Annotated in this window: 10 protein-coding genes; 8 read left to right on the forward strand and 2 right to left on the reverse strand. The window is 60.9% G+C overall.

Translation table 11 applies throughout. From position 1 onward, the window contains the following. Window positions 1–70: 70 nt before the first annotated feature. Window positions 71–793, reverse strand: a complete 723-nt coding sequence (locus AB8C10_RS03880; RefSeq protein ID WP_303988894.1) for a methyl coenzyme M reductase subunit gamma — start codon at window positions 791–793, stop codon at window positions 71–73. 177 nt (window positions 794–970) lie between these two features. Beyond that, window positions 971–1,708, reverse strand: a complete 738-nt coding sequence (locus tag AB8C10_RS03885; protein WP_368866889.1) for a methyl coenzyme M reductase subunit gamma — start codon at window positions 1,706–1,708, stop codon at window positions 971–973. 295 nt (window positions 1,709–2,003) lie between these two features. Here AB8C10_RS03885 and pyrR point away from each other — a divergent pair, with 295 nt between their 5' ends. From pyrR to mihF, 8 genes are all read left to right on the forward strand, one after another. Beyond that, entirely contained in the window at window positions 2,004–2,678 is a 675-nt protein-coding gene (gene pyrR / locus AB8C10_RS03890; RefSeq protein ID WP_368866890.1) for a bifunctional pyr operon transcriptional regulator/uracil phosphoribosyltransferase PyrR, read from the forward strand. After that, entirely contained in the window at window positions 2,675–3,676 is a 1,002-nt protein-coding gene (locus tag AB8C10_RS03895; protein ID WP_368866891.1) for an aspartate carbamoyltransferase catalytic subunit, read from the forward strand. The genes pyrR and AB8C10_RS03895 overlap by 4 nt, the downstream gene beginning before the upstream one ends. A 30-nt stretch (window positions 3,677–3,706) precedes the next feature. Next, window positions 3,707–5,008, forward strand: a complete 1,302-nt coding sequence (locus tag AB8C10_RS03900) for a dihydroorotase (RefSeq protein ID WP_294627549.1) — start codon at window positions 3,707–3,709, stop codon at window positions 5,006–5,008. A gap of 211 nt (window positions 5,009–5,219) precedes the next feature. Further along, the gene (locus AB8C10_RS03905; protein WP_005508722.1) at window positions 5,220–5,759 is read left to right on the forward strand and encodes a PH-like domain-containing protein; all 540 of its coding nucleotides are present in this window, start codon (window positions 5,220–5,222) and stop codon (window positions 5,757–5,759) included. 193 nt (window positions 5,760–5,952) lie between these two features. After that, window positions 5,953–7,140, forward strand: a complete 1,188-nt coding sequence (carA, locus tag AB8C10_RS03910) for a glutamine-hydrolyzing carbamoyl-phosphate synthase small subunit (protein WP_049358368.1) — start codon at window positions 5,953–5,955, stop codon at window positions 7,138–7,140. Next, complete coding sequence (gene carB / locus AB8C10_RS03915) at window positions 7,141–10,461, forward strand: carbamoyl-phosphate synthase large subunit (RefSeq protein ID WP_368866892.1); 3,321 nt, start codon at window positions 7,141–7,143, stop codon at window positions 10,459–10,461. Then, window positions 10,461–11,318, forward strand: coding sequence for an orotidine-5'-phosphate decarboxylase (pyrF, locus tag AB8C10_RS03920; protein ID WP_368866893.1), 858 nt, complete (start codon window positions 10,461–10,463; stop codon window positions 11,316–11,318). The genes carB and pyrF overlap by 1 nt, the downstream gene beginning before the upstream one ends. Window positions 11,319–11,767: 449 nt before the next feature. After that, window positions 11,768–12,148 carry an integration host factor, actinobacterial type gene (mihF, locus tag AB8C10_RS03925; protein ID WP_005505949.1) on the forward strand — a complete coding sequence of 127 codons (381 nt, stop codon included), beginning with the start codon at window positions 11,768–11,770 and terminating at the stop codon, window positions 12,146–12,148. Window positions 12,149–12,179 lie beyond the last annotated feature (31 nt).

Raw genomic sequence — 12,179 nt, forward strand, 5'->3', positions numbered from 1 at the left:
TGCGGCGCTGAGCGCCTTGAGGACGGAGCCCCCGCCCCGCGTGCCCGGTGTGCGCCTCGTGCAGTATCAGCTACTCGCTTTGAGCGGATGCGGTCGCCTCGCTCGTAGCGTCTGCTTCGTCTCCGCAACCGTTATGAAGGGTTTCAGACTTGATAACAACGAACGCGTTATCTTCAGAACGGCGAACAACAAAGACCCGTCGCGTTAGCTGCGGGTCCTTAAATTTCTTACCCTCAGCAGAGCGAACGTTGCTCCAGTCTTCACAGAACGTGATGGTTGCGCCGGTGTTGTATGAGACAGAACCATCGTCGTTCATGGTTCCATAGGTGACTGGATCGATGTTATTGAAGGCAATTTCGCCCTTGATAGGACCGTGGTTTTCTTCTGTGAACTTTTGAATATTCTCCACTTCTTCCTTTGTGTCTTCCAGGAAGTTTTTATGCACGTATCGGAGCAGCTCTTCATCGCTCGTGTGCTCCAGGCTCCCATGCATCCATGCATTCCAAACGCGTCGGTACTGTTCCAACGCATCGTATGAAGCCTTGAGGGTCGCATCTGCTGCTTCCTTCGACGGGTTATCCAGATCAACGTTCGCACGAATCAGCACGGGCTCATAACCCGTCGGAGTGGGCGAAGGAGTGGGAGTTGCAGAAGCTTCCGCGCTTGCCGACTCAGCGCTCGCGGAGGTGGAAGCGCTCGATTCTGCGCTGACCTGCGCACCACCGGAACAAGCGGACAGGGTGAGCATCATTGCCGCAGAAAGCGCGGCAATAGAACTACGGTTAAACATCATTGTTGGTTCTTTTCTGGTGTGTGGTTGTGCCGATATAGACGGGTAAGGGAAAGGTGACTGGCTGTTGGATACGCAACCGGAGCCCGCAGGCGGGGGAGTGCCCCCTCTGCGGCGCTGAGCGCCTTGAGGACGGAGCGCCCGCCCCGCGTGCCCGGCATGCGCCTCGGTCAGTATCAGCTACTCACCTTGAGCAGGTGCGGTCGCCTCGTTCGTAGCATCTGCTTCGCCTCCGCAACCTTTATGTACGGTTCGCATCTTGGCAATAACGAACGCACCATCCTCTGCACGGCGAATAAAAGTGATTTCTCGCGTCTGCAGAGGTGAATCAACTTTCTCACCATCTACCCGGCGAAGATCGCTCCAGTCTTCACAGTAGGTGATAACCACGCCGGTATTGTATACGCGTGACCCGTCATCCTTAATGCTTCCGTAAATCTCTTTTGTCTTAGCATCACGGAAGATAATATCGCCGTTCGCGGGAGCTTCCTGAGAGAGCTCATAAAAATTCTCTACAGTCTTCTTTACGCTTCCGAGCACGTCTTTATGTACGTACCGGACCAGCTCCTCATCGCTGGTGTGTTCAATATCCCCGTGCCTCCAGGCATTCCAAAGGCGGAAATGCTGCTCCAATGCGGCGTGTGCAGCTTTATTGGTTGCCTCAGCGGCTTCCTTCGTGTTGCTATTCACGTCAATGCTTGGGTAAATCAGTTCGATTTCGGAGCCAGACGGGCCGGTCGGGGTGGGCGAAGGCGTGGGAGTCGCAGTGGGAGTCGCGGAAGCTTCAGTGCTCGCCGACTCAGTGCTCGCGGAGGTGGAAGCACTCGATTCTGCGTTGACCTGCGCGCCGCCGGAACAAGCGGACAGGGTGAGCATCATTGCCGCAGAAAGCGCGGCAATAGAAGTACGGTTGAACATCGTTGTTGGTTCTTTTCTGGTGTGTGGTTGTGTAAACCGCAGAATTATCCATACAGCAACGTGTGGAATTCAGCGGAATGTTATCGGTTGATGCCATTACCCTAACATACATTCGTAGAACACACACCCCGGATTATTGTTTGTCCATTTAGAGACTTGGTGTGCGCTTCATTTCCGCAGTCGCCTCACCGTGAGCGGTCTCTCGCCGAACCTGAACGTAGCCTGTGAACTGTGGTACCCTACTAGAAGCACAAAACCTTTAAATCCGTCCCGTGAGGCGGGGAAGGAGACGGCTATGCCTGGGTCAACTGTACCCACATCCGGCGCGAATCAGGGGCGAAACGTAACCGCAGCCCCCCATTTGGCAACCCCTCAAAGCACCTCTGAGGACGCGACCACCGTCGGCCGCACCATCCTCAGCGAGGATGAAATCCGCCGCGCCCTCACCCGCATCGCGTACGAAATTATTGAAACCAATAAAGGCGTAGAAAACCTCGTACTCATCGGCATCCGCTCCCGCGGCGTGCCCCTCGCCGTACGACTCGCAGCCCGCATCCAAGCCATCGAGCCGAACTTCAACGCAGAAACACGAATCGGCGCCCTGGACATCACCGCCTACCGCGACGACCAGCCCGTCTCGCCCAACGGCACCACCTCCCCAGACACCGCAGGGGAAAGCATCATGCCCACCATCGGCATTGAAGGCAAAACCGTAGTCCTCGTTGACGACGTCCTCTACTCCGGCCGCACCGTACGCGCCGCCCTCGACGCACTCAACGCCCACGGACGACCCGCCCTCGTACGCCTGGCAGTCCTCGTAGACCGCGGACACCGGCAACTACCCATCCGCGCCGACCACGTGGGCAAAAACCTGCCCACCAGCGCCAGCGAAACCGTGCGCGTCGTACTGACTGAAACCGACAACGCAACAGACCGAGTTGACATTATCCAGCTGGGAGGGCTCTCATGAAGCATCTGCTCGACACCCGCGAACTAACCCGCGAAGAAGCCATCGAAATCCTTGACGTCGCCGACTACATGGCGCAGGTCAAAGCCGAAAACCGCACCCTGAACGTGCTCAACGGCAAAACCGTTGTCAACCTCTTCTTCGAGGACTCCACCCGCACCCGCCTCTCCTTCGAAGCAGCCGAGAAGCGCCTGGGCGCCGCCGTCACCAACTTCTCCGCATCTGGCTCCTCCCTGTCTAAGGGCGAGTCGCTCAAGGACACCGCGCAGACCCTCAAGGCGATTGCCGCGGATGCGTTCGTGATCCGCCACTCGGCATCCGGCGCACCGCAGCGCCTCGCCGAGGCAGGCTGGACCGACATCCCCGTACTCAACGCGGGCGACGGCACCCACGCGCACCCCACCCAGGCACTGCTCGACGCCGTGTCCCTGCGCCAGTACAAGGCAGAACGCGACGGTCTCGACAGCCCCCGCGGCACCGACCTGTCCGGCATGCGCGTGCTCATCGTCGGCGATATCCTGCACTCGCGCGTGGCACGCTCCAACCTCTGGCTGCTGCACACCCTCGGCGCGCAGGTCGTCTTCGTCGCACCGCCGACCCTGCTGCCGCTGAACACCGCCTCCTGGGTTGAAGAGGCCGGCCTGGAAATCTTCCACGACTTCGACGAAGCTATCGCCACCAAGCCCGACGCCGTGATGCTGCTGCGCATCCAGAAGGAACGCATGCGCGCCGCGTACTTCCCCTCCGCCGAGGAGTACACCGAGCTGTGGGGCCTGACCGCCGAACGCTTCGCAACCCTGCAGGCACAGCCGCAGCCGGTCGCAATCCTGCACCCGGGCCCCATGAACCGCGGCCTGGAAATCTGCACCGAAGCCGCCGACGCCACCAACTCCTGGGTTCTGCGCCAGGTCAGCAACGGCGTGGCGCTGCGCATGGCGGTGCTCTACCTGCTTCTGACCGACGGCTCCAGCGCCAAGCTCTACGCCGGCGACGAATCCTAAACGACCTTCCTAACGAGAGGAACCAACACCATGAGCAAGTACCTGATCAAGGGCGCAAGCCTCTACGGCGAAAAGGTCGCCGACATCCTCATCGAGGACGGCGTGATTAGCCGCATCGCAGAGAACATCGACGCCGCAGACGCACAGGTCGTCGAGGCGGCAGGCCAGGTGGCGCTGCCCGGCCTGGTGGACATCCACACCCACCTGCGTCAGCCCGGCTACGAGGCATCCGAAACCGTTGAGACCGGCACCCGCGCCGCAGCCCTGGGCGGCTACACCGCGGTGTTCGCCATGGCAAACTCCATGCCCGTTGCCGACACCGCCGCAGTGGTTGAGCAGGTTGACCGCCTCGGCAAGGAATCCGCATGGTGCCGCGTGCAGCCCATCGGCGCTGTGACCGTGGGCCTGAAGGGCGAGCGCCTCTCCGACATCGGCGGCATGGCGAACTCCACCGCGAACGTGCGCGTGTTCTCCGACGACGGCATGTGCGTGTACGACCCCGCAGTGATGCGCCGCGCCCTCGAATACGTCAAGACCTTCGATGGTGTTATCGCGCAGCACGCGCAGGAGCCGCGCCTGACCGAAGGCGCCCAGATGAACGAGGGCAAGGTCTCCGCAGACCTGGGTCTGACCGGCTGGCCCGCCGTCGCCGAGGAGGCAATCATCGCCCGCGACGTGCTGCTGGCTGAGCACCTGGACTCCAAGCTGCACATCTGCCACCTGTCCACCAAGGGCTCCATTGAGGTTGTGCGCTGGGCTAAGTCCCGCGGCGTGAAGGTAACTGCGGAGGCAACCCCGCACCACCTGCTGCTCACCGACGAGACCGCACGCACCTACGACCCGATTTTCAAGGTGAACCCGCCGCTGCGCACCGAAGAGGACGTCATGGCGCTGCGCCAGGCAGTCGCCGACGGCATCATCGACGTGATCGGTACCGACCACGCACCGCACCCGGCAGAGACCAAGGAATGCGAGTGGGCGTGCGCCGCTAACGGCATGACCGGCCTGGAGCAGGCACTGTCCATCATCCAGATGACCCTGGTTGACACCGGCATGATCACCTGGCGCGACGTGGCACGTATCCTCTCCGAGGAGCCCGCGAAGATTGGTCGCCTGGACCACGAGCAGGGTCGCCCGCTTGCCGAAGGCGAACCGGCAAACATTGTGCTGGTCGACCCCAAGGCAACCCGAGTCATCAAGCCGGAGGAGCAGGCAACCAAGGGTAAGAACAACCCCTACCGCGACATGGAGGTGCCCGGCTCGATTCGTGCAACCTTCTACGCTGGCCACCCGACCGTGCTGAACGGCGAGCTGGCAACCCCGCGTAAGTAAGCTCGCGCAGGTTTAGTTCGCGTAGGTTAGTTCGCGCCGCTGAGTTTGCACGACTGGCCCGCGAGGCGAACCGCGTCCGTGCCTGGCGGTGGTAGGTTTTGCGCCTGCCACCGCCTCGCCGGGAGCACCGCTCCAACCCCATTAACCCAGGCCCCATCAGCCCAGGCCGAGACAATCGACCGAGACCCCCCAACCGAAAGAGAGAACCTTCGTGGGAAAGTTCCTGACCGCCGTCATCTGCATCGCCCTGGTCGCCCTGTGCATCTACGGCATGTGGCACGGATGGCGCTCGCGCCTGGCACGCCAGGCGAACATGTTCGGCTCCCTCAAGGAAGTTCCCGAACGCTACGAGGGCATGACCGCTGACGCCGCTTTCGAGGGCGAGTACGTCAGCACCACGATTTTCGGTAACTGGCTGGACCGCGTGGGTTTCGATTCGCTCGGCTTCAAGAGCAAGTCCACCTTGCTGATTTACCCGGACAGCATCATCTTCACCCGTAACGGCGCGAAGGACCTGTGGATTCCGGCGAAGAAGCTTGCGGTCATCACCACCGACCGCGGCATGGCGGGCAAGGTTGTGGAGAAGAACGGCCTGGTCGTGATTGGTTGGACCCTGGACGGTCACCGCGTGCAGACCGGCTTCCGTACCCGCTACGCCGAGGACAAGCAGGCGGTACTGCGAGAGCTGCGCCGCATCGCCCCGAATGCGGTGGATGCACCCGAGAAGTGGGCGGCAGAACCGGAAGCCTAACCGGCAGCGGGGACTTTACGGAGCACTCCCGCAAAGTACCCCGGACCAACATCCCCGGCGCACCCGCACACCCATAGATTTAGCCTGACGGCAGGCGCACAGTCCGCCGAAGGCATCGTAGACTACCCCGGAACCTGCACGGTAGAGGCCGTACAGGAAGCGGGGGAGAACACCAGAGAAAAGGAAGAAGAGCATGACTGACATGACACGATCCGGCGCCCTGCGTACGGACCGCGCGCTGCTCGTCCTGGAGGACGGCACCGTCTACCGCGGCTACGGCTACGGCGCAACCGGCGCGTCCCTGGGCGAGGCGGTTTTCTCGACCGGTATGACCGGCTACCAGGAAACCCTGACCGACCCCTCCTACGCGGGTCAGATTGTGGTTCAGACCGCTCCGCATATTGGCAACACCGGCGTGAACAAGACCGACGCTGAGTCCCGCAAGATTTGGGTTGCCGGCTACGTGGTTCGCGACGCTGCACGCGTGGCATCCAACTGGCGTTCTGAGCGCACCCTCGACGAAGAGCTCATTGAGCAGGGCATCATCGGTATTCAGGGCATTGACACTCGCGCTCTGACCCGCCGCCTGCGTTCGAGCGGTTCGATGCGTGCGGGCGTGTTCTCCGGTGAGCACGCAGAACGCCCCGAAGCTGAACTGCTGGAGGAGGTGCGCGCCTCCGAGCCGATGGCTGGCCGTAAGCTCGCTGACTCCGTTTCGGTTGACACCGCTTACACCGTTGAGCCGCACCAGTTCAACTGGTTCGCACCCCCGGTCGCAACCATCGTCGCCCTGGACCTGGGCATTAAGTCGATGACTCCGCAGCGTTTCGCTGAGCGTGGCGTGCGCGTGCACGTGCTGCCCGCAAGCGCAACCCTCGAGGACATCTACTCCCACAACCCCGACGGTGTGTTCTTCTCCAACGGCCCCGGTGACCCGGCAACCGCTGACGAGCAGGTTGAGCTGCTGCAGGGCGTGCTGCGTAAGGGCACCCCGTTCTTCGGCATCTGCTTCGGTAACCAGCTGCTCGGCCGCGCCCTGGGCTTCGGCACCTACAAGCTGCCCTTCGGTCACCGCGGCATCAACCAGCCGGTCATGGACAAGACCACCGGCAAGGTTGAAATCACCGCGCAGAACCACGGCTTCGCTGTGGACGCGCCGATTGGCGACTACGTGACCGCACCGAACGCCGAGTTCGGTCAGGTCATGGTCTCCCACGTGGGTCTGAACGACAACGTGGTTGAGGGCCTGACCTGTAAGGACATCCCCGCGTTCTCCGTGCAGTACCACCCCGAGGCTGCTGCGGGCCCGCACGATTCCGCCTACCTCTTTGACCGTTTCATCGACCTGATGGTCGCAACCAAGACTGCAAAGGAAGCATAAATGCCTCGTCGTACTGACCTTAATAGCGTCCTCGTCATCGGTTCCGGCCCCATCGTCATCGGTCAGGCAGCGGAATTTGACTACTCCGGCACTCAGGCGCTGCGCGTGCTGAAGGAGGAGGGCGTGCGCGTCATCCTCGTGAACTCGAACCCGGCAACCATCATGACCGACCCCGAGTTCGCGGACGCCACCTACATTGAACCCATCACCCCCGAGGTGATTGAGAAGATCATCGAGAAGGAAAAGCCGGACGCAATCCTGCCGACCCTGGGTGGTCAGACCGCACTGAACGCGGCTATCTCCCTGGATGAGCGCGGCGTGCTCGCCAAGTACAATGTTGAGCTGATCGGCGCGAACATTGAGGCGATTAACCTCGGTGAGGACCGTGAAGCATTCAAGGGCGTGGTGGAGCGCGCCGGTGGCGAGTCTGCACGCTCGGTGATTGTTCACTCCATGCCGGAGGCGCTGGAAGCCGCTAAGGAGCTGGGCTACCCGATGGTGGTCCGCCCCTCCTTCACCATGGGTGGTCTCGGCTCGGGTATGGCGTACAACGAGGAAGACCTCTACCGTATTGCCGGCGCCGGTATTCAGTACTCGCCGACCAGCGAGGTCCTGCTGGAGGAGTCCATCCTCGGCTGGAAGGAATACGAGCTGGAGATGATGCGTGACACCAACGACAACGTCGTGGTCGTCTGCTCCATCGAAAACTTCGACCCCGTGGGCGTGCACACCGGTGACTCCATCACCGTGGCACCCGCACTGACCCTGACCGACCGTGAGTTCCAGAAGCTGCGCGACATCGCGATCAACGTGATTCGTGAGGTTGGCGTGGACACCGGTGGTTGTAACATCCAGTTCGCGATTGACCCGAAGACTGGTCGCATCATCGTCATTGAGATGAACCCGCGTGTGTCTCGTTCCTCGGCGCTCGCGTCGAAGGCTACCGGCTTCCCGATTGCGAAGATTGCGACCAAGCTGTCCCTGGGTTACACCCTGGATGAGATTCCGAACGATATCACCCAGAAGACCCCGGCGTCCTTCGAGCCGACCCTCGACTACGTGGTTGTGAAGATTCCGCGCTTCGCGTTTGAGAAGTTCCCGGCTGCTGATCCGACCCTGACCACCACCATGAAGAGTGTTGGCGAGGCTATGGCTCTGGGCCGTAACTTCACTGAGGCTCTGCAGAAGGCGATGCGTTCGCTGGAGCAGAAGGGCGCGTCCTTCTCGTTCAAGCCGCTGTCTCTGTCTGAGGCTGAGCTGGCTGAGCTGATTGAGAAGACTAAGGTTCCGACTACTCAGCGTATTTACCAGGTTCAGCAGGCTCTGCTGGCTGGCGCTACCGTGGAGCAGCTGCACGAGGCGACCAAGATTGACCCGTGGTTCCTGGATCAGCTGGTGCTGCTGAATGAGGTTGCCGGTGTGGTTCACGCTAAGCGCGACCACCTCGACCCGGAGACCCTGAAGCTGGCTAAGCGTCACGGTTTCTCTGATGCTCAGATTGCTGAGATTATCGGCTCTTCTGAGGATGTTGTGCGCGGTGTTCGCCACGCTCTGGGTATCCGCCCGGTCTTCAAGACTGTTGACACCTGTGCTGCAGAGTTTGAGGCGTTCACTCCGTACCACTACTCCTCCTACGACCTGGAGGACGAGGTCGCGCACCACGAGAAGCCCTCGATCATGATTCTGGGTTCGGGCCCGAACCGTATCGGTCAGGGTATTGAGTTCGACTACTCGTGCGTGCACGCTTCGCTGGTGCTGCGTTCGCTGGGTTATGAGACCGTCATGGTCAACTGCAACCCTGAGACTGTTTCGACCGACTACGATATTTCGACTCGCCTGTACTTCGAGCCGCTGACCCTTGAGGACGTGCTGGAGATTGTTGAGTCGGAGCGTCGTACCGGCGGCCTGATGGGCGTGTTCGTGCAGCTGGGCGGTCAGACTCCGCTGAAGCTGGCTCGCGCCCTGAAGGATGCGGGCGTGCCGATTCTGGGCACCACCCCCGAGGCTATTGACCTGGCTGAGGATCGCGGCGAGTTCGCTCGCGTGCTGGAGGAGGGCGGCCTGATTTCGCCCAAGAACGGTACCGCGTTCACCTTCGAGGGTGCTAAGCGCATCGCTGATGAGATTGGTTACCCGGTTCTGGTTCGCCCCTCGTACGTGCTGGGCGGCCGTGGCATGGAGATCGTCTACGACGAGGCTAACCTGGCTCGCTACCTGGAGAACGCTACCGAGGTTTCGCCTTCGCAGCCTGCTCTGATTGATAAGTTCCTTGAGGATGCTATCGAGATTGACGTTGACGCCCTGTTCGACGGTGAGGAGCTGTACCTGGGCGGCGTCATGGAGCACATTGAGGAAGCCGGTATTCACTCGGGTGACTCTTCTTGTACTCTGCCTCCGATTACTCTCGGCCCGGACATCATCGCGAAGGTGAAGGACGCTACCGAGAAGATTGCTCGCGGCACCGGTGTGCGCGGCCTGATTAACATTCAGTTCGCGTACGTGTCTGAGAACCTGTACGTGATTGAGGCGAACCCGCGTGCGTCTCGTACTGTTCCGTTCGTGTCGAAGGCTACCGGCGTGCAGATGGCTAAGGCTGCTGTGCTGATTGGTCTGGGTAAGACCATTGCTGAGCTGAAGGCTGAGGGCTACCTGCCGTCGAACATGGATGGCGCGTCCCTGCCTGAGGAAACTGCGATTGCTGTGAAGGCTGCGGTTCTGCCGTTCGCTCGTTTCCGCACTCCCGAGGGTGTTGTGGTGGATTCGCTGCTGAGCCCGGAGATGCGTTCGACCGGTGAGGTCATGGGTCTGGATAAGCACTATGACACCGCGTTCGCGAAGGCTCAGGCTGGTGCTGGTTCGCCGCTGCCGACCTCCGGTAAGGTGTTCATTTCGGTGGCTAACCACGATAAGCGTAATGTCATTATTTACGCGAAGATGCTGGAGTCGCTGGGCTTTGAGATCGTTTCGACCGGTGGTACCGCTGAGGTTCTGCGCCGTAACGGCCTGAACTCGGTGCTGGTGACTTCGAAGTTCGCTGAGGCGAATGGCGACCACTCGATTGTGGACATGGTCCGCAACGGTGACATTGACCTGATTCTGAACACTCCTGCCGGTGGTGCTGCTCGTAGCGATGGTTACGAGATTCGTGCCGCTGCGGTTTCGGTGGGCTGCCCGGTCATGACCACCATTTCTGAGTTCGCTGCGGCTGTTCAGGCGATTAATGCTCTGCGTGAGCACAGCTGGGACATCATGAGCCTGCAGGAGCACGGCGTTCAGCTGGCTGCCGCTGTGGATGCTCGTTCCGAGGGTGGCGAGGCGTAATGTCCGCTGCTTTTGGTGATCGTCTGGCGAAGGCGATGGCGGAGCGCGGCCCGCTGTGTGTGGGTATTGACCCGCATCCGAACCTGCTGGAGCAGTGGGGTCTTGAGGATTCCGCTGCCGGTCTGGCGACCTTCACCGAGGCCGTGTACGAGGGTTGCGCCCCCTTTGCGGCTGCGTTGAAGCCTCAGGTGGCGCTGTTTGAGCGTCACGGTTCGGCTGGTCTTGCTGTGCTGGAGGCGCTGTTCGCCCGCGCTGCCGCTGATGGTGTGCTGATTGTTGCTGACGCTAAGCGTGGCGATATCGGTTCGACCATGAAGGCGTACGCGGATGCGTGGCTCGGCTCGTCTTCGCCGCTGGGTACCGATTCGGTGACTTTGAGCCCGTATCTGGGTTTTGAGTCGCTGCGTCCGGCGCTGGATTTGGCTGATGAGAATGACCGCGGCACTTTCGTGTTGGCGTTGACCTCGAACCCTGAGGGTAAGAGCGTTCAGCACGTGGGCGCATCGGAGTCCGAGGGCGCCGTGGCCAAGCGCATTATTGCCGCGGCTACCGCCGAGAACGCGTCCCGAAAGTGGGAGCAGATGGGCCCGTGCGGTCTGGTGGTTGGCGCGACCGTTGGTCAGGCGCTGGTTGATTTGGGTATTGACCTGAGCGTGTTCAACGGCCCGATTCTGTCGCCCGGTTACGGTGCGCAGGGCGCTTCGGCGGCTGACCTGTACCGCGTGTTTGCGGGCGTTGAGTCGCAGGTGCTGGTGAATTCCAGCCGTGGCGTGCTGGCTGCTGGTCCCTCGGTTGAGGGTCTGGCGAAGGCTGCGCAGGCGGCTCGTGATGACCTGTTGGCGGCTCGCGGCGCATAGTTCGCGTGCTGCGTGAGGGGCGTGTGCTCCGGTGGATTCTGTTGAGAGTCTGCCGGGGTGTGCGCCCCTTTTGCGCACCCTTGTGCGTGCGTGGTTTTCCTGCTGATGGTTTGTGCCGATAGCGCCGTAGCTGTGGCTGTTTTATCGCATTTTTTCGGTACATCTTGATGCATATTTTGCCACCGCATCCTCGCGCCGGTGCGAGTTTGCTCACCTTAGCAGCGGGGGAGTGCGCCCGCTCTATGAGGCGCGTGTGTGGCTCCGCTTTTGATAGGGCGAATACTCCGCTATGCTATAGGGGTACTCCCTGATATTTACGTGCTGACGTGCGTAGACGCATTGTTGGTGCGAGGGTGAGTGCCGCGGGTGGAACGAGGATTCTCGTGCTATCCGTGTTACATTAGTTGATAAGTAAAATTCTATAACTCGCAGAAATGGGGGACCCAACCATGCCGCTGACTCCGCTAACTGAGGATGCGCGCGCCTCCGCCCGCGAGAAGGCAGTACTTGCCCGAGCACACCGCCAGGAAATTAAGCGTGCACTGAGTGACCGTGAACTTTCCGTGCGTCAGGTGCTCGATATGGTCGATTCCGACCCTGCACTGGCTAAAATGCCGGTGGGGCAGATGCTGCGCGCACTTCCGGGCATTGGTGCCGTTCGAGCTGAACGCATCATTGAAGAACTTCATATTGCACCGACTCGCCGCCTTGGCGGCCTGGGTGTACACCAGCGTCGCAAGATGGTGGAGTACTTCAACCGTAATTCGCGGTATTTGAACCGTGCACGTCGCAGGACTAATACTCTGCCTCCTGAATCTTCTCAGTCCTAACACATCGTGCCTTCAGCCGATGAAGGCACAG

The organism is Rothia mucilaginosa, assembly GCF_964210535.1.
In the GTDB taxonomy this organism is placed as follows: Bacteria; Actinomycetota; Actinomycetes; order Actinomycetales; family Micrococcaceae; genus Rothia; species Rothia mucilaginosa_F.